At 50.2% G+C, this 18,708-nt stretch carries 12 protein-coding genes; 7 read left to right on the forward strand and 5 right to left on the reverse strand.

Features of this window, described 5'->3' with window-relative positions; all coding sequences use genetic code 11:
* Positions 1-44 precede the first annotated feature (44 nt).
* From H608_RS0104015 to ruvB, 3 genes are all read left to right on the forward strand, one after another.
* Complete coding sequence (locus tag H608_RS0104015; protein WP_162142838.1) at positions 45-4,718, forward strand: choice-of-anchor J domain-containing protein; 4,674 nt, start codon at positions 45-47, stop codon at positions 4,716-4,718.
* A gap of 97 nt (positions 4,719-4,815) precedes the next feature.
* A complete protein-coding gene (locus H608_RS0104020) occupies positions 4,816-5,259 on the forward strand; it encodes a DMT family transporter (protein WP_071836908.1) in 444 nt (147 codons plus the stop codon).
* A gap of 38 nt (positions 5,260-5,297) precedes the next feature.
* On the forward strand, positions 5,298-6,323 hold the full coding sequence (gene ruvB, locus H608_RS0104025; protein ID WP_028786554.1) for a Holliday junction branch migration DNA helicase RuvB: 1,026 nt from the start codon (positions 5,298-5,300) through the stop codon (positions 6,321-6,323).
* A gap of 212 nt (positions 6,324-6,535) precedes the next feature.
* Here the strand turns inward: ruvB and H608_RS0104030 are convergent, their stop codons facing one another.
* A complete protein-coding gene (locus H608_RS0104030; RefSeq protein ID WP_028786555.1) occupies positions 6,536-7,234 on the reverse strand; it encodes a response regulator transcription factor in 699 nt (232 codons plus the stop codon).
* Between the two features lie 133 nt (positions 7,235-7,367).
* On the opposite strand from H608_RS0104030, the gene H608_RS0104035 reads away from it, so the two are divergent.
* Positions 7,368-7,739 (forward strand): co-chaperone GroES, encoded by a 372-nt coding sequence (locus tag H608_RS0104035; protein ID WP_028786556.1) that lies wholly within the window; start codon positions 7,368-7,370, stop codon positions 7,737-7,739.
* Between the two features lie 343 nt (positions 7,740-8,082).
* Positions 8,083-9,609, forward strand: coding sequence for a helicase HerA-like domain-containing protein (locus H608_RS0104040; RefSeq protein WP_028786557.1), 1,527 nt, complete (start codon positions 8,083-8,085; stop codon positions 9,607-9,609).
* A gap of 154 nt (positions 9,610-9,763) precedes the next feature.
* On the opposite strand, the gene H608_RS0104045 is transcribed toward H608_RS0104040, so the two are convergent.
* The gene (locus H608_RS0104045; RefSeq protein ID WP_028786558.1) at positions 9,764-11,671 is read right to left on the reverse strand and encodes a RecQ family ATP-dependent DNA helicase; all 1,908 of its coding nucleotides are present in this window, start codon (positions 11,669-11,671) and stop codon (positions 9,764-9,766) included.
* Positions 11,672-11,719: 48 nt separating this feature from the next.
* Positions 11,720-13,852 carry a heavy metal translocating P-type ATPase gene (locus H608_RS0104050; protein ID WP_028786559.1) on the reverse strand — a complete coding sequence of 711 codons (2,133 nt, stop codon included), beginning with the start codon at positions 13,850-13,852 and terminating at the stop codon, positions 11,720-11,722.
* A 133-nt stretch (positions 13,853-13,985) separates the two neighbouring features.
* Here H608_RS0104050 and tsaE point away from each other — a divergent pair, with 133 nt between their 5' ends.
* Together tsaE and H608_RS0104060 are read left to right on the forward strand one after the other, a co-directional pair.
* On the forward strand, positions 13,986-14,402 hold the full coding sequence (tsaE, locus tag H608_RS0104055; protein ID WP_028786560.1) for a tRNA (adenosine(37)-N6)-threonylcarbamoyltransferase complex ATPase subunit type 1 TsaE: 417 nt from the start codon (positions 13,986-13,988) through the stop codon (positions 14,400-14,402).
* A 41-nt stretch (positions 14,403-14,443) separates the two neighbouring features.
* Positions 14,444-15,658, forward strand: a complete 1,215-nt coding sequence (locus H608_RS0104060; protein ID WP_028786561.1) for an alanine dehydrogenase — start codon at positions 14,444-14,446, stop codon at positions 15,656-15,658.
* A 129-nt stretch (positions 15,659-15,787) separates the two neighbouring features.
* On the opposite strand, the gene H608_RS0104065 is transcribed toward H608_RS0104060, so the two are convergent.
* Both H608_RS0104065 and H608_RS0104070 read right to left on the reverse strand, forming a co-directional pair.
* The gene (locus tag H608_RS0104065; RefSeq protein ID WP_028786562.1) at positions 15,788-17,080 is read right to left on the reverse strand and encodes a TolC family protein; all 1,293 of its coding nucleotides are present in this window, start codon (positions 17,078-17,080) and stop codon (positions 15,788-15,790) included.
* A 27-nt stretch (positions 17,081-17,107) separates the two neighbouring features.
* A complete protein-coding gene (locus H608_RS0104070) occupies positions 17,108-18,685 on the reverse strand; it encodes a DHA2 family efflux MFS transporter permease subunit (protein WP_028786563.1) in 1,578 nt (525 codons plus the stop codon).
* Positions 18,686-18,708: the final 23 nt, after the last annotated feature.

Genomic DNA, 18,708 nt, shown 5'->3' on the forward strand with positions numbered 1-18,708 from the left:
ACTCCGCAAGGAGCTGCTTAACCAATTACTACAATCTTCTGCTTATGAGAAAGATCTACTTATTGTTCTTTTCATTACTTTCTTTATTGGCGGTTACGCAAAATGCCTCTGCGCAGCTTGTGGTGACTATCCCTGCGGCCAATACCAATACCGGTAGCGCGAGGTTTCCGCTCGGTAACTGGTGGGGCTTTGAGCGTAGCGCCTCTATTTACACTCCCGCCCAGATAGGTCTGCCGGGTACCATCACCAGAATTGCCTATTATGTCAATTCGGTGTCGTCTCCCGCCGCTGTTGTTTCACCCAGAATTTACATGAAACACCGCAGTAACCTGTTCTCAACCGGCACTACTTACGCTTCTGAAACAACCGGTGCCACACTGGTTTACGGTCCTACTAACATTCCTGCGGCAAATTTTGTAGCTGGTCAATGGGTGGTGATCGATCTGGCCACTCCGTTTAACTACAACGGTACAGACAACCTTGAGGTGATCACGGAAGTGAACGCCGGCGGCGGCGGCAACGAAGGCCAGTTTGCCAAGCAATTCCGCTATTCTACCGCTGCTAATTCTTTCCAGGGATGGACCGCTGATAACACAGCTCCTGCCGGAAACGGCACGGTGAGTGGGAACCGCCCTAATATTCAATTTACGCTTACGGTTCCCCCTTGCGTACCGGGCTCATTGGCTGGCGGTACGATCTCGGCACCTGCAGCAGTTTGTCCGGGTACCAACAACCTCACTGTTACCGCAAGTGGCGGTAGTGTTGGTTCGGGACTTACCTATCAGTGGCAGTCTGCCCCTGCAGCTGGTGGCCCCTGGACCGACATTCCTTCTGCTAACACAGGAGGCAGCGTAACCGTTACGCAAACAGTAACTACGTTCTATCGCCGTAAAATGACATGTTCCGGTACTGACGCTTACAGTAATGAAATTTCTGTAGGTATGAACGGCCCTACACAATGTTATTGTGTGCCTGCTTTCTCCAATGGTACTGAACCAATCACGCTGGTAAACATTGCCGGCATCAACAATACTTCTCCGGCTGCGACCAGCTCTCCGGCTTATGAGAATTTCACGGCCCTGCCTCCGGCTGCGCTGTTCAAAGGACAGGCACATCCGATCACGATCAAAGGCAACACCGATGGTAGCTTCACTACTTATATCGCCGCTTACTTCGACTGGAACCAGGATGGCGATTTCGATGATGCAGATGAGGCTTATTACCTCGGCACGATTGCTAACTCTACCGGTACGGATGCTGTGCAACTGGTAGCTACTATTACACCTCCGGCCACTGCGCTGGACGGTAATACGAGAATGCGCATTACCAAGAAGTTCGGTACCTCAGGTCAGGCGGTTGCTGTAGCTGCAGCTCCTCCCTGTAACACGGCCGGCTTCGGTCAGGCAGAAGATTACATGGTAAATGTATCTACGCCACTTTGCGCATTACCAAGCAACATTACCGCTTCTTCTCCCATTCCTGTAGGCGCGATACTTAACTGGACCGCCGCTTCTCCGGCTCCCGGAGCAACAGGAGGATATGAGTGGGCGGTTACTTCAACCAACACTTCTGCTACAACCAACGTTGTGTCTTCCGGCACAACTCCCGATAACGTAACAACTACTGCCAACGCAACCGGCCTCACTGCCAATACTGTTTATTATGTATGGGTACGTACGCATTGCGGTGGCGGAGTTTACAGCCCATGGGCCGGACCTGTCCAGTTCAGATCAGCTTGTAACCCGACTACCTTACCGTATGTACAGAAGTTTGATGCCATTACTCCGCCAGCTTACCCTGACTGTTTCACCGTTCAGAACGTAAACGGTGGCCTCACATGGCAGACATGGACAACATCATCAGGTCTGGCGGCCAACTCTCAGCCTAACTCTATCCGTTGTACGGTAGACGCCAGCGGACCGGCTGACGACTGGTTCTTCCTGCCTGCGTTCAACCTCACCGGTGGTACTCCTTACTACCTGTCTTTTGCTTACAAAGGATCAGATGTTGGATTCATCACCCGTATGGAGGTTAAATATGGCAACGCTCCGAATGCAGCGGCAATGACCAACACGCTGTTTACCAACAATAATATAACCAGCAGCCTGAATGACCCATGGGCTTTCCAAACCAGTCCGTTCACTCCGGCTGCCAGCGGTATCTATTATATCGGCTTCCATTGCACCACTCCTGCAAGCCAGGGCTGGCTGTATGTGGATGATATCGGTGTTGAGCTTTGCCCGACTCCGACAAATGTGAATGCTGTTGGCATCACGCCAACCAGCGCCGTGGTAAACTTCACAGGCTCAGCCTCCAACTATATTGTTGAATACGGTCCTGTAGGATTCGTTCCCGGTACCGGTACAACAGCAGGTGGTGGCACCATTATCCCGACCACTTCATCTCCTGTTATCATATCAACAGGTCTGAGTGCAGCTACCAACTATGATGTGTATGTACGTGCAATCTGCGGACCTACTCCAAGCAGCAATACAAAAGGTACACTCACTACCTTGTGTAATGCGACCAACATCATCTATACGCAGAACATGGAAACCGCGACTCCTGCTCTCGGCATGCCTACTTGTACAAGCAAGCAGGATGTGAACGGCAACAGCGGTGCTTACGATCCGGGTGATGGCTTCTTCACTCCGCCTTCAGGTGGTGGTGGATGGGAATCTTATACCGGTACAACGCAGACTTATGTGTCTGCAACCAAGAGCATTGTTTACCGTTACGACGCAAGCAATCTTAACCGCGGCGCTGACGACTGGTTCTACCTGCAAGGGCTGAACCTGACCGCTGGCACTTCCTATCGTCTGAAGTTCTTCTACAAAGCTTCCGACGGACCTGACTACTTCGAAAAACTGCAGGTAACTTATGGTGCTGCAGCTTATGCTCCGGCACAGACAAACGTGTTGTGGACCAATAATAACATTGTTACCAACATCAACAGTCCGTTTGATTCTGTAATCGTTGACTTCTCCCCAGCAGCTACGGGCGTCTATTATATTGGTTTCCATGCAATGTCTGATGCTGATAACGCTTTCCTTTACCTGGATGACGTTTCTGTAAAACTTGCACCGAAAGTAGATGTAGGTGTTACTGCAGTTCCGCTGCCGAACCTGACCTGTCCTACCGACGGCGTGTTCCTGCAGGCTACTGTACGTAACTTCAACACCACTCCGCAGAACTTTGCAACTTATCCTGTTACTGTGAGAGCAGATATAACGGGTGCGGTAACAGGTACGGCCAGTGCAACGATCAACACCGGAACACTTGCTCCGGGTGCCAGCACTACCATTTACCTGAGCCCTGCAATCAACTTCAACGTTGGTGGTACTTATAATATCAAGGCTTACACATCATCTCCGGATGATCCTGAATTTGCGAACGATACACTGCGTACAACTGTAAACGTGAATCCGTTCCCGGTTACTCCTGTTGTTACGCCTGCTGCGCCTGCCATCTGTATCGGCAGCACCGTACAGCTTAGCACGCAGTATACGCCGCCACCGGCACCAGCTACTACCACAGTAACATCCGGAACGATCAGCGTAACTATTCCGGATAACGGACCTGCCGGATCTAATCATACACTGGCAGTAAGCGGTATTCCTGCGGGCATGTCTATCCTGTCTATGACTGTTACTGCTAACGTAGCGCATAGCTGGATGGGTGACGTGGTAATAAACCTCCAGGCTCCAAATGGTAAAATACTGAACCTGATCAACTCTAAAGGTGGCAGCGGTGCCAACCTGACTAATACCGTGTTCAGCTCTACCTCTACCAATGCTATTCCGGCTACGGGAGCGCCTTATACAGGCACTTATCGCCCGGATGCAGCAATCGGCGTAGGTCCTACTGCTTATGTATCCAATGCAGCCGGCTTTGCCGACCTGTTCTCAGTTGCCAATGGTAACTGGACACTGGCCATGCGTGATGTGGAAGCACTGATCACCGGTCGCCTTACTTCCTGGACAATTAACATTACTTACGGTACTGTTAATCCGACTGTAACCTGGGCTCCTGTAACCGGTCTCTTCACAGATGCTGCCGCTACAGTACCTTACACAGCAGGAACCAACGCACTGAGCGTATATGCGAAACCTACACAGACGACCACTTATACCGTAACGGCAACAGGCGCAGGTCCTTGTACACGCACTGCCAACGTTACCGTAACAGTTAACCCGCTGCCAACCGTCACCATCGGTAGTCTGCCTGATACAGTATGTATCAGCGATCAGATCGTGCCGCTGTCCGGAACACCTGCGGGTGGCGTATGGTCTGGTATCGGCGTATCCGGTAACAACTTCATTCCGCCGGCCACTGCAGTAGGAACATACACACTGCGTTATACTTACAATAACCAGTTTAACTGTTCAGCATCTGCCACACGCTCTATCGCGGTGAAAGATTGCCCTGAACGTTACAACCAACTGCGTGACGACGCGGTGATCCTGTGGCCTAACCCAAGCAATGGTCAGTTCAACATCCGCATCAACAGCGTATTGTATGACTGGCTGTCTGTAAGGATCTACACTGCTACCGGCGAACTGGTAGGCCGTAAAGATCTCAGTGGTCTGACATTTGGCCGTGTGATTCCGTTCGATTACTCACACCTGGCCGGAGGCGTATACTTCGTTCAATTCTACTACAAGAATGGCGACCGCGCTACCGACAAGACCTTCAAGATCATCGTTGGTCATAACTAATCATAACTAAACGCAAATCGATATAACCCTGCCAACCGGCGGGGTTATTTTTTTAACGGCAGTATTGATTAATTTCACGGCGATTTAAACAGAGCTTATGCGATTTCTTGTGATGTTTGCTACGTTGTTTGTAGGGGCGTTGATGCCCGTGCAGGCTATTCTGAATGCCAGGCTTGGCCGGCAAAATGGAGGGCCGCTTATCGGCGCCCTCGTGAGTTTCCTGGTGGGAGCTGTATGCCTCGTCATCCTCAATCTTATTGTCAATTACCCGGCTATGCAGCAGATGCGGTCGTGGAGTGCGAGTCCCTGGTATCTCTGGGTGGGTGGTATTCTCGGCGCGATGTTCGTGGGATATATTACATGGGTGAGTCCGCAACAGGGTGTGGCGCTTACATTTGCACTGGCCGTAAGCGGGCAGATATTTGCCTCGATGGTCATCGACCACTACGGCTTATTTGGTACGGCCATCCGCACCATTACCTGGGAGAAAATTGCGGGTGCCCTGCTGATCCTCGGCGGCCTGCTGCTGATCAAAAAATAGACACCGGAAGAATCGGTGTATCTTGCACCGTACATAATATGGCGAATCCCAATCTCGATACCAACAAGTCTTCCCTCAGTGCTGCCGACAAGGAGTTTGAAAATAATATCCGGCCGGCCAGTATTTTGGAGTTTTCGGGGCAATCCCAGATCATCGACAACCTGAAGGTTTTTATACGTGCGGCGAAAATGAGAGGCGAAGCGCTTGATCACGTGCTCTTTCATGGCCCTCCCGGCCTTGGCAAGACCACGCTGTCACGCATTGTGGCCCACGAGCTGGGTGTAAACATCCGGGAGACGAGCGGTCCCGTGATCGAAAAGCCAGCCGACCTCGCAGGTCTTTTGACAGGACTGGAAAAAAATGATGTACTGTTCATCGATGAAATCCACCGGCTTTCCACCGTAGTGGAAGAATACCTGTATGCTGCAATGGAAGACTACCGCATCGATATCATGATCGACAGTGGTCCCAATGCCCGCAGCATTCAGCTGAGCCTGAATCAATTTACGCTCATTGGTGCCACAACGCGCAGCGGCTTGCTGACAGCACCGCTTCTTTCGCGTTTCGCCATTAAATCAAGATTGGAATATTATTCTGCTGACACCTTGCGGCAGATTGTACAGCGCGCTGCGAATATCCTGCAGGTGAAAATATCGATCGAAGCAGCGGGTGAAATCGCACGCAGGAGCCGTGCCACGCCACGTATCGCCAACGGGTTGCTGCGCCGTGTGCGGGACTTTGCGCAGGTACTCAACGATGGCGAAATCGATATGGGTATTACCAAACATGCACTCAAGGCGCTGAACGTGGATGAGTATGGCCTGGATGATATGGACAATAAAATTCTGGCAACGATCATTGACAAGTTCAAAGGCGGGCCGGTTGGCATTACCACCATTGCTACAGCAGTGGGAGAAGAGCCGGGTACATTGGAAGAGGTCTATGAGCCGTTCCTGATCCAGGAAGGATTTCTGCAGCGAACACCCCGCGGCCGGGAAGTGACACCAAAGGCGTATGAACATCTGGGACGTCAGCAACCGGGAGGGCAACCACAGCTCTGGTAATTCAAAAGTAAAAAGTCAAAATTCAAAAAAGGCAATCGTGTGAATAGTGCTCCCTGAGCCCGAAGTGTCGGGCCGGTACTACGGCCTCTCGAAGGGGCACCGCGTCAATGGTCAGTAAGTTAATGAACGATCCGGAATTACGATCATATTCACTTATTCACTGATTGACCTATTGTAAGAAAAAGCCCCTGTATTTGCAGGGGCTTTTTCTTTTATTCTCTGACGACAAGGCGGAAACCATTGCCGTGAATATTGACGATCTCGATCTTTTCATCGTCTTTCAGGTATTTGCGCAGCTTGGCAATGTATACGTCCATGCTTCGGCCGTTGAAGTAAGTATCACTTCCCCAGATTTTTTTCAGTGCCTGATCGCGGGGCAGCAGGTCATTGAGGTGTTCAGCCAGCATTTTCAGCAATTCATTCTCCTTCGGAGAAAGTGTTTGCGTGTTGCCGCCATGTATCAGTTGACGCAACTTGGGGTTGAAATGATAACTGGACAGGTCAAACTCCTTGTTCTCGTTTTCCTTGGTCAGTTCCTCATTGCGTTTGAGAATCGCTTTTATTTTCAGCAGCAATACTTCACTGTCAAAAGGCTTGGTGATATAATCATCGGCACCGAGTTTATATCCCTGGATGATATCCTCCTTCATGGTCTTGGCACTGAGGAAGAACAGGGGAATATCAGGATCTACATCACGGATCTCTTCCGCCAGCGTAAAGCCGTCCATGTTGGGCATCATCACATCCAGCAGGCAGAGATCAAATTTTTCACGTTGAAAAGCGGCCAGGCCGAGACGTCCGTCTCTTTCCAGCGTTACATCATAATCATTTAATTCCAGATAATTCTTCAATACGCTCCCCAGGTTCGGATCATCTTCACACAACAAAATTTTGGGTTTCTTTATATCCATGTTGTTCGTTTTTTACTTTGACGACAAATAAAGTTAAAGGTTTTTGTGATGGAACGGCGACGTGCAGAATTTTTTGTTAAAAGGCCCCGTTTTGCGCCTTATTCTACTCCTTTATCCTCCCTAAATTTGTGCCATGCGTGTTACAACCGACAATAAATGGAAAAAACTGATCATCATCGGCGATCGCGTGCTTGTTAAACCCACTCATCCGGGCGAACGTACGGCGAGCGGTCTTTATCTTCCTCCCGGAGTACAGGAGCGGGAAAAAGTGCAGCAGGGCTATGTGATCAAGACCGGCCCCGGCTACGCCATTCCGATGCCGGTGGAGAATGAACCCTGGAAGTCAGATGAAGAACAGGTGAAGTATGTACCGCTTCAGGCAAAAGAAGGCGACCTCGCCATCTTCCTCGTCAGCGGTGCCACGGAAGTGATGTATGAAAATGACAAATACTTTATCGTACCACAAGGCGCGATATTGATGCTGGAAAGGGAAGAGGACATGTAAGGCTTAAGGCGTAAGGTAGAAGGTGTAAGGCTTTGGGGCATAAGATTTTTCAGATGTGCGAAGGAAGCAGCCGGTTATAAGTTAAACAGCCTTTGTGCTGGTTCGTGAAGACACGAACCAGGGCATTCACCATTCACGATTGACGATTAACGCAGTGCCCCTTCGGGCCGAAGCTTCGGCCATAAGTAATAAGTTGTAAGTAAAGCATAGGCCCGATGTAAACAGCCTTGGTTCGTGTATACACGAACCAAGGCATGGACCTGGCCCCGGCCCGGGCTGTTTTTATTCACGATTGACGATTGACCATTCACCTATTTTCTTACCTTAACCACAAATTTTCTTTATGGCAGACACCACCGCCTTTCTTGATGCCGTCAAAGCCGGCTATACATTCAAAGGAGAATCATTTCGCCTGGGCAGTGCCATGCTCGATGGACATGTAGTGCCCGGCGCCGATGTTTTTATTCCTTTCCGCACGCTTAACCGCCACGGCCTTATTGCCGGCGCAACAGGTACGGGCAAAACAAAAACATTGCAGGTATTGGCCGAAGGCCTGAGTGATGCAAGCATTCCGGTGTTGCTGATGGACATCAAAGGCGACCTGAGTGGTATTGCCGCGGAAGGCGCGTTGAACGATAAGATCAAAGAACGCTACCAACTGCTGAATATGACCTATCAGCCGGCAGCCTATCCGGTGGAATTGCTGACGTTGAGTCAACAGAAAGGTGCCCGCCTGCGGGCCACGATCAGTGAATTTGGGCCCGTGCTGCTTTCCAAAATTCTTGGCCTAAACGACACACAAGGCGGCATCGTAGCCATGATCTTCAAATACTGCGACGATCAGAAACTGCCTTTGCTGGATCTGAAAGATTTTATCAAAGTATTGCAGTTTGTAGCCGACGAAGGAAAGGCTGAACTGGAAAAATCATACGGGAAAATATCCACCACTTCCACCGGAACCATCCTGCGCAAAGTGATCGAACTGCAGCAGCAGGGTGCCGATGTTTTTTTCGGGGAAAAAAGTTTTGAAGTGGATGACCTCATGCGCATCAACCAGGATGGACGCGGTGTGGTGTCGATCGTGCGCGTAACCGACCTGCAGGATCGTCCGAAATTGTTCTCGACATTCATGTTGCAGCTGCTGGCAGAACTATATGCGGTGTCGCCGGAAGAAGGTGATCTCGATAAACCCAAACTGGTGCTGTTCATCGACGAAGCACACCTGATCTTCCAGGAAGCAAGCGAGGCTTTGTTGCAGCAAATAGAAACGATCATCAAACTCATCCGTTCAAAGGGTATCGGCATCTATTTCTGTACCCAGAATCCGATGGATGTGCCTGCTTCAGTGCTGGCACAATTGGGATTGAAAGTACAGCATGCTTTGAGAGCCTTCACGGCCGCCGACCGGAAAATGATCAAACAAACAGCCGACAACTATCCCGAAACGAGTTTTTATAAAACAGAAGAATTGCTGACGCAGGTAGGTATCGGTGAGGCATTGGTAACGGTGTTGAATGAAAAAGGTATTCCTTCCCCGCTTGTGCATTGCATGCTTGCCTCTCCGCGAAGCCGCATGGATATTCTCACCGAAGCGGAGATCGATCAGGTTGTGAGCAAATCACGCATCGCGGCCAAATACAATGAAGTGATTGACAGCCGCAGTGCTTACGAAATTCTCACCGAAAAACTCGAAGCCGCCGCCCAACAGGAAGAAGAAAAAAAGGAAACGGCGAAAAAAGAAAAACCCGCACCGAAAGAAAAAGGATTTTTCGATGACCCTGTGGTGAAAAGCATGACACGCACCGCAGGTAATACGATCATCCGTTCTTTGCTGGGTGTACTGGGGCTCGGTGGACGGAAGAGAAGGTAGGAGGCATATGGCGTAACGTAGTTTTAAGTAATAAGTGATAAGTATTAAGTAATAGGTAATACGTTGTGCCGTTTTGAACCGAAACTCCAGCCCTGGACTCTCGGAGTGCAGACTACTTATAACTTACTACTTATAACGGCTGTTTTCACTCCCTCTACAACAGATGAATCCTTCCGCCAGGATCCACCCTGATTTTGTTTTCGGCTTGCAGGAAGTCGAGCACAACGCTCATCTTTTCTTTACGTATATGAGGCAATGCGGCAAGCAGCTCATGCTGCAACAACGGCTGCTGCAATAATTTTCCGCGCACTTGCTGATGAATGGCCGAGAACTCTTCTTTATTGAGGGTGGTGACTTTTCTCCGCAAACAATTATCACAAATACCGCAATCGGCAATGTCTTTATCACCGAAATAACGGCCGATAATGGTGCTTCGGCAATCTTTTTGCTCGCTGGCAAACTTCACCATGTCATTTACGCGTTGCGTAAATAAGGCTTTTCGTTTTTCATACGCTTCCATATCGATTGTCAATTCTTCCACACGTATGCGGCCGCGCAGCAACATCAGTTGCGGCGTTTCTTTTCGCGGTTCATATTCAACAATGCGATACGAATTGAGCTGGCGCAAACCCTGCTCCACTTCTTTTACATCGGCGCGCATCAACCGGGCAATATTTTTTTCATTGATCGATACGTTGCGGTCGAAAATGCCTTCATAGGCGCGCAGCAACGATTTAATCAGCGGTTCCAATTCCGGGTTGCTGTTTTCAAAGTCGTACAGGGCCGCTTTTGTTGTATTGAATTGCACCATCGAAGGCCGGAAGAATTGCTCATTGAATGTAAGCCAGCCATCGCTCTCCAATGCGCGCAAACTATTAAGCGCTACTGCCGGATCGGGATTGAATTTGCGGATGAAATCGTTGATATCGAAATCGTAATATTGTCCTTCTCCTCCACCAACGGGCAATTGCAGGTAGTTCACAATTCCCTGGTAGATGGTACGGATGTTGTCCAGGGAGGGAAAACGTACCGCGGGCATTTCCTTTAATTCATTCAGTTCATCCTGGTCGTACAACAGCACGGCATAAGCGCGTTGGGTATCGCGGCCTGCACGACCTGCTTCCTGGTAATAGTTCTCCAGGCAATCCGGCACATCGGCATGTATCACCACTCTTACATCGGGTTTGTCTATGCCCATGCCGAATGCATTGGTACAGACCATCACCCTTGTTTCATTTTTCAGCCAGGCTTCCTGTTTGGTACTGCGCGCATCCTGCGTGAGGCCCGCATGGTAATAATCGGACTGAATATTTCTGGCATTCAGCAGTTCACTGATTTCGCGGGTACGTTTGCGTGTCTTACAATAAACCAATGCTGTGCCTTTTACGTTTTCCAGTATCTCCACCATCTTGTTGATGCGGCTGTGCGTGGCAAAAGCACTGTAGGATAAATTCGGACGTGCAAAGGATTGACGGAATATTTTGTGTTCACCAAACGCGAGGCGCTGGCAAATATCTTCCTGTACTTCGGGTGTGGCAGAGGCTGTTAATGCCAGCAGCGGCACATCCGGCAATTCTTCCCGCAACGCGGCGATCCGTAGGTAGGAGGGTCGGAAGTCGTATCCCCATTGAGAAATGCAATGTGCCTCATCCACTGCCAGCAGCGTTATGTTCAGCGCGGGCAGGTATTCGCGAAACAGTTTTGTCTCCAGGCGCTCCGGTGATACGTACAGGAATTTGCAATTACTTTCGGCTACCGTCTGCATGGTACGGTTCACTTCCTGCCATGTCATGCCGGAATAAATAGCGTAGGCTGTGATCTTTTTGCGCCGCAATGTTTCCACCTGGTCTTTCATGAGCGCAATCAGCGGGGAGATCACCAGGCATAAACCTTCCCGGCTCATGGCCGGCACCTGGTAGCAAAGCGACTTTCCTCCACCGGTTGGCATGAGGGCAAGCGTATCCTTTCCGCTTAATACGGAATGCATGATATCCTCCTGCATGGGACGGAAAGCAGGATAGCCCCAGTAACGTTGAAGAATGTCAGATAAGGATGAATCCATGAATGTTCCTGCAATTTAAGGCAGGATAAATAAATGAGGCCAGCGCGATCACGCAACTTTTTTGACAAAAAGCCGTGCGGAATTGATCGCAAGGATCACATCACTCAACCCCATCAGCAATGCACCGTAGGTTGGGCCGTATGTACCCAGCAAGCCGAATGCCGCTACGGGAATGGCTACGATGTTGTAGGAAAATGCCCAGAACAGGTTCTGGCGGATCGTGCGATAGGTATGTAGTCCGAGACCGAGCGCCATCGGCAAATTTTTTAAACCGTGACCTACCAGTACCACCGATGCCGTTTGCATGGCTACCTGCGAAGCGTCGCTCATGGAAATACCGATGGTTGCTTTGGCCAGCGCCGGTGCATCATTTACGCCGTCGCCAACCATTACCGTTGGTGTCTGGGCCGTTAATGCGGTAATGACAGCGAGTTTTTCGGCCGGAGTTTTTTCTGCGATCGCTTCGTCCATGCCGAGTTCATGAGCCAGCGTATTGGCTTTTTGCCGGCGGTCGCCGCTGAGCAATATGGTGCGGATGCCGCGGTCGCGGAGATGATGGATGACTTCCGCTGCTTCGGGACGTACCTCATCTTTCACGTCCACCCAGCCCGCGAGGCGGCCATTAATGATGAGATAAATATTGTGATTGGACTCGGTGGTCAGTCCTTCTGCGATGGCATAAGAGCCGGCGAAATATTGATTGCCTTCTTTGTCGGCGGCTTTCATTCCCTGCCCTTTCACTTCTTCCACGGAAGCCCAGCGGATTTCATCTTTGGCCTTCCAGGCGTTTACGATGCAGCGTGCAATGGGATGTACCGAATATTTTTCCAGGGAAAATAAAATCAACCGGAATTGCTCTTCACGCAGTGCAGGGTCATGTATTTTATAATTATCAATAGCAAACTCGCCGGTGGTCAGCGTGCCTGTTTTGTCAAACACCACCTGTTTGATGTCTTTAAACAATTCGAGGCTCTTCGCTTTCCGGAACAACACACCATTGCGGGCGCCGCGTCCCAGGCCCACGGCAATAGCGGCGGGCGTGGCCAGTCCCATGGCGCATGGGCATGCGATAACCAGTACCGCGATCGAACGCATCAGTGCAGGCGCTATTTCACCCAGATAAAGCCAGTTGCCGATGAAAGTGAACAGGGCAATCGTCAGTACGGTGGGTACAAAAATGGCGCTGATGCGGTCAGCCAATTGTTGCACGGGAGGTTTTTCTCCCTGTGCCTGTTTCACGAGGTTCAGGATATTGGACAGTACCGTGTCTTTGCCCGCGGCTGTCACCTGCGCTTTCACTGTTCCTTCAATCACGAGGCTGCCGCCGACAAGCAGGTCTTTTTTTTGTTTGAAAAGCGGTTCGCTTTCACCTGTAAGGATGGCTTCGCTCACCTGGGCTTCACCCCACAATATTTTACAATCGGCCGGTACTTGTTCACCGGTACGCACCAGCACGAGATCGCCGCTGCGCAGATGTTCACTTTCAACGGGGAATACCTGTTCTTTATATTGATCATCGAAAGCAATCATGTTGGCCATTACTTTCTGGCTTTTAGCCAGTGCATGCAGGGAGCGCTGGGTCGATTGCACAGAGCGGTCTTCCATGTAATTGCCGAGGAATACCAGTGTGATGATGGTGGCAGCCGTTTCGTAATACATGTATCCCGGGCCGAGATCGAGCAGGGTGCCCACCAGGCTATAGCCAAAAGCGGCCGTGGCGCCGATCGCGATCAGTACATTCATATTCGGAATGCCGTTGCGTAAACTCTTCCACGCACTTCTGCCATAGAAGTTCATACCGATGATGTACACCGGCGTGCAGAGTGCGAGCTGGACCCAGGGATTCATCAGCCAATGCCAGCCCGGTTGATGGTGGATCGCCGGGAACATATGCAACATCAGCACAATGGTAAAAGGCAGGCAAAGCCAGAAACGCTGAAGATGTGTCAGCTTTTTGCGGCCGGCACCGGCAGCAGTCTGGCTGCCAACTACGGTGTAACCCAGCGATTGGAGGCCGGCAGCGAGTTGCTGCGTATCGGGCGCTGCGGTTTCAAAGAGTACATCGCCGGTGGCGTAATTGACCTTTACGTTTTTGCTGCCCTGTTTGGCCAGGTATTTATTGATGGTGAGTGCGCAGTTGGCGCAGTCCATTCCTTCTACTTTCCATTGAATTTTTTCCATACACGACGGTTGCGGATATATCCGGATAGATAACAAAAATCCGGTATACAAAGTTAAGACGGACGGGTGCGGCAAGTTTGCGAAGCCGGGAATATTAAAGCAACGAGGTTGCTAAACCTATTATTTTTGCTGTATGGAAAAGGTTTTTTCGCTGGAACAACTGCCTGAAACGGCGCAATGGGTATGGGAACAGGCCGGCGATATAAAAGTACTGGCGCTTCACGGGGAAATGGGAGCGGGCAAGACTACGCTGGTGCATGCGCTGTGCCGGAGCAAAGGCGTTACGGATGTGACCGGCAGTCCCACATTTTCCCTGATCAACGAATATGCCGCGCCCGGCAGCGGCCGCATCTATCATCTCGACCTGTACCGGTTACGTGATGAAGAAGAAGCGATTTATGCGGGCGTGGAAGATTGCCTGTACAGTGGCTATCCCTGCCTGGTGGAATGGCCGGAGAAAGCGCCGGGTATTTTTCCGCCTGAAACATTGCATCTTTACCTCGAACCATTGAATGAAGGGAGCCGGCGACTCAGAATCGGCCGGAATTAAGTACTTTTGAGCCGGCTTACTGCCAACTGTCAATCCATTACATGAGCCAGCAAAAACCGCTAATCAGCACATCTTTCAGCTACGAAACCCTGGAGGAAACATTGGATGTAAAACCGAAGACTGCCGGTATGTACATCGGTATTCCGAAGGAAATAGCTTTCCAGGAAAATCGCATTGCCCTCACTCCGGATGCCGTGAGCGTGCTGGTGAGCAATGGCCACCATGTAATGATCGAACACAATGCAGGTGATGCCTCGCATTTCCGCGATAAAGATTACAGCGAGGCCGGCGCCAAGATCGTATACGACCGCGCCGAAGTTTTCAAAGCACCTATCCTCGTCAAAAGCGCACCCATCATTGATGAAGATCTGCCTTTGCTGCAGATGAACCAGGTGATCATTTCTCCCATTCACCTTTCGGTACTCAAAGCCGAAATCCTTTCGACGATGATGCAGAAAAAGATCACGGCTATTTCATTTGAAAACCTGAAGGACAACAGCGATTCTTATCCCATCGTGCGCAGCATGAGTGAAATTGCTGGCAGTGCAGTAATGTTGATTGCGGCACAATACCTCAGTTCGGCTAATCATGGTAAAGGCGTATTGCTCGGTGGTATCTCCGGTATTGCGCCTACAAAAGTTATTATCATTGGTGCCGGAATTGTAGGGGAAAATGCCGCCCGCGCGGCCCTCGCACTCGGCGCATCGGTGAAAGTATTCGACAACAGCGTGTCAAGGCTCAAACGCCTGCAGAACAATATCGGCCAGCGTATGTGGACCTCGGTGATCGAACCGCGCCTGCTGGCCAAACAACTCAAAACCTGCGAGGTGGCCGTTGGCGCCCTCAACTCGCAAACAGGCCGCACCCCCATGGTGGTGACCGAAGAAATGGTCAGCAACATGCGTCCGGGTTCAGTAATCCTCGATGTAAGTATCGACCGTGGCGGTTGTTTTGAAACTTCCGAAATTACCAGTCATGAACATCCCATCTTCATGAAATACGGTGTGATCCATTATTGTGTGCCCAACATCCCATCGGGTTTTGCCCGCACAGCCTCACAGGCGATCAGCAATGTGCTGATGCCTTTGTTGCTCGAAGCTGGCGAAGAAGGTGGTTTTGAAAACCTGGTGTGGCACCGCATTCATCTCCGCAGCGGCATTTATCTTTTCAAAGGAGCATTGACTAATTTTTACCTCAGCCAGCGCTTCGATCTGAAGTTTACGGATATTAATTTGCTGATAGCAAGCCAAAGATAGCCTTCGGCTAATGTGTAAATATGTAAATGTGAAGATGTGCAAATGTCAGTTCTATTGGCTGTATCATTTTCACATTTACACATCCCGCCTTGGCGGGCACATTTTCACATTTCTTCGGTTACAGAAACTTTACCAATAAAGAACCCCCATCAACCTGGCCAACTCTGCATTCGCCGTGGTCAACTGGTACTCGTACTGAATACGTGCCAGCTCTACTTTCTGCAAATTCGTATTGGCATTTAACAATTCCACGTTGGTACTGATGCCGTTTTTAAAGCGGCTTTGAGCTATGCGTAAGGCTTCACGGGCGGCAGAGATCTGGCCTTCGGTGTGTTGAAGACGCTCCTGGTTGGAACGGATATCGGACCGGGCCTGCTCGATGTCTTTGCGATATTGATTGTCGAGCGTTTCGATGCCGAGTTCCTGCTGGCGTGTTTCGCTTTCCGCGAGTTTAACCTGCCGGCGCTGGCGGCCGCCGTCATAGATCGGAACGCTTATGCCCACGCCTGCTGCATAGTTGTAGCGATACTGCATGATCTCCGGCTGAAAGCCATTTTTAAAACCCGTATTACCGATCAGGTTGATCGAGGGTGCCGTGCCTTTCCGCACGATGGCGGTACCTGCCTCGGCCAGTTTTACTCTTTCACGGGCAATGATATAATCGTAGTTGTTGTGACGGGCCGACTCAAGGGCCGCGTCGGTATTTTGCGCCAATTGAATAAAATCGAAATCGCGGCCGGCGGGTAATTTGTCACTGCCGGTTGCATACGATAACAGATTGCGCTGTTTGTCGAGACTATTCTGCAGATCCACTTTACGGTTCTGCTCGATGTCAATATTGTTTTGCATGGTGATGACATCGAGTTGCAAGGCATCGCCATTTTTATAACGAGTCTCCACCTGCTGACGGTTGGCTTCCAGCACGGCTATCACAGAGTCCTGCACCGTAATCGCTTTTTGCAGGTAAATAATGCTGTAATAGATGGACGTTACCTGGCTGGCGAGTTGCGCTTTGGTGAACTCGATGTTTTGTTTGGACAACAACAGTTCTTCTTTTGCTTTTTCCACATTGAGTTTTGTTTTTCCAAAATCAATTACGGGATAAGCAATGGACAAAGTGGTGTTGAAATTGTGATTGGGCTGAAACTGCAACTCCTTGTTTTCACCGTTGACAGGGAAATTCACTTTGGTAACGGGATTGACATAAGTGTAGCTCGCGTCGCCGGTGATCACCGGATTGCGGCCGGTAGCGGCGAGGCCCACTCTTTGTTCGTTAGCTTTCACACCTTCTTCCAGTTCGCGGAAGCGCGGAAAATAATTGAATGACTGTTTGATCAATGACTGCAGTTCCGGATTGGCCTGCTGTGCGTCAGCTGCAAAAAAGCTGAAGGTGATCAATAAGGAGAAGAGATATTTTTTCATACTAAATGCGTTCATTTTTTTCAGAGATCAATGTGCTTCGGCGGCCGCTTTCATGGCTTCCGCCTGTTCGGCTTTCGTTTTTTTCTTTACACGTAAGAAAATTGTCAGCGGCAGCACTATTATAAAAAACAGCGAGATGATATGGAAGGTATCGAGGTATGACAGGTAGTAAGCTTGTCTGTCGATACTGTTGTTGACCATTGCCAGAGCCTGCTGACCTGCGGATACCGGGTCACCGGTACGCGAAGAGAAATAATTAGTGAGCGCGGATAACCGTTCATTCATGGCTGTGCCGGCTGTTGTGCCGGCTATCAGGTCGTAACGGTGTTGCGCATATTGATGGGCGATGTAATTATTGGCCAGTGCAATACCAAAAGCACCTCCCAACTGGCGGATCATATTATTCAGGGAAATACCTGCGGCATATTCTTTCGGTTGCAATCCTGCCACGGCCTGGTTGATCAGGGGTAGCTGCGACATCGACATACCCATGGCGCGCAAGGCGAGCGGGAAAAAGAAAAACCACCGGCCAGCATCCGGGCTTACGGTTGCCGACAACCAGGTATAACTGGCAAACAACAGAAACCCGATAATCAGGAACGGAATAGGCGACACACCTTTCGACATGATCTTACCGATGATGGGCATCATCATCACCCCAATCAAGGTCGGCCATAGCAGCGATAAACCGGTTTCATAGGGCGTGAATCCCAATACGCGTTGCGCCAATACGGGATAAACAAACACCGAAGTGAACAAACCAAGCCCTGCCACAAAGGTGAAGATGGTGGTGAAGGCAAGGTTCCGGTTCTGTAGCACGCGCAGATTGACAGCCGGATTTTTGATACTTAGTTCATACCATACAAATCCGATCAGGCCGAACACGGCAATAACGGAAGAAATGCGGATGGCATTGCTGCTGAACCAGTCTTCGGCCTCGCCACGTTCCAGTACAAATTGCAGACAGCCGATGCCGGCCATCAGCAAAAGAATACCGGTATAGTCGATATGTATATTTTTTTTCTGCTTTCCCTCCCCCGGTTTTTTATCGATGAACGAAATAGAAAGGAGCGTGGCGATGATGCCGATGGGAATGTTGATCATGAAGATCAACGGCCAGCTAAAATGCTCCATGATATAACCACCGATGGTAGGTCCGAGCGTAGGACCAAGCACGAGTCCCATACCAAAGAGGCCGGATGCGATGGGCCGGTCTTTCGGTTCAAAAGCATCAAAGAGGATTGCCTGGGAAGTGGATAACAAAGCACCGCCGCCTACACCTTGTATGAAACGCCAGACAATGATCTCAGTAAGGCTGGAGCTTTCCGCACACATATAAGAGGCCACGGTGAAAATGATCATCGAGGCGATATAATAATTCTTTCGTCCGAAATAATCGGCGAGAAATCCGGTCAGGGGAATAATGATGACGTTGGCGATTGCATACGCCGTGATCACCCAACTGATGTCTTCGATGGTCACACCAAGGCTGCCTGCAATATCATACAGTGCCACGTTGACAATCGACGTGTCCACCAGTTCCATCACCGCCGCCGTAACAGTAGTGAGTACAATGATGTACTTCGCAAAACCTTTCAAGGCCATAACAAAAAAATTGAGGCGGTCGG

The sequence above is a fragment of the Terrimonas ferruginea DSM 30193 genome, from assembly GCF_000425585.1.
GTDB classification, from domain to species: Bacteria; Bacteroidota; Bacteroidia; order Chitinophagales; family Chitinophagaceae; genus Terrimonas; species Terrimonas ferruginea.

What these genes read in the sequence shown, in the direction of transcription:
- H608_RS0104050 (WP_028786559.1), bottom strand. Translation starts at nt 13,852, where the DNA reads ATGGAAAAAATTCAATGGAAAGTAGAAGGAATGGACTGCGCCAACTGC.
- H608_RS0104035 (WP_028786556.1), top strand. Translation starts at nt 7,368, where the DNA reads ATGCGTGTTACAACCGACAATAAATGGAAAAAACTGATCATCATCGGC.
- H608_RS0104015 (WP_162142838.1), top strand. Translation starts at nt 45, where the DNA reads ATGAGAAAGATCTACTTATTGTTCTTTTCATTACTTTCTTTATTGGCG.
- H608_RS0104040 (WP_028786557.1), top strand. Translation starts at nt 8,083, where the DNA reads ATGGCAGACACCACCGCCTTTCTTGATGCCGTCAAAGCCGGCTATACA.
- ruvB (WP_028786554.1), top strand. Translation starts at nt 5,298, where the DNA reads ATGGCGAATCCCAATCTCGATACCAACAAGTCTTCCCTCAGTGCTGCC.
- H608_RS0104060 (WP_028786561.1), top strand. Translation starts at nt 14,444, where the DNA reads ATGAGCCAGCAAAAACCGCTAATCAGCACATCTTTCAGCTACGAAACC.
- H608_RS0104020 (WP_071836908.1), top strand. Translation starts at nt 4,816, where the DNA reads ATGCGATTTCTTGTGATGTTTGCTACGTTGTTTGTAGGGGCGTTGATG.
- tsaE (WP_028786560.1), top strand. Translation starts at nt 13,986, where the DNA reads ATGGAAAAGGTTTTTTCGCTGGAACAACTGCCTGAAACGGCGCAATGG.
- H608_RS0104065 (WP_028786562.1), bottom strand. Translation starts at nt 17,080, where the DNA reads ATGAAAAAATATCTCTTCTCCTTATTGATCACCTTCAGCTTTTTTGCA.
- H608_RS0104045 (WP_028786558.1), bottom strand. Translation starts at nt 11,671, where the DNA reads ATGGATTCATCCTTATCTGACATTCTTCAACGTTACTGGGGCTATCCT.
- H608_RS0104070 (WP_028786563.1), bottom strand. Translation starts at nt 18,685, where the DNA reads ATGGCCTTGAAAGGTTTTGCGAAGTACATCATTGTACTCACTACTGTT.
- H608_RS0104030 (WP_028786555.1), bottom strand. Translation starts at nt 7,234, where the DNA reads ATGGATATAAAGAAACCCAAAATTTTGTTGTGTGAAGATGATCCGAAC.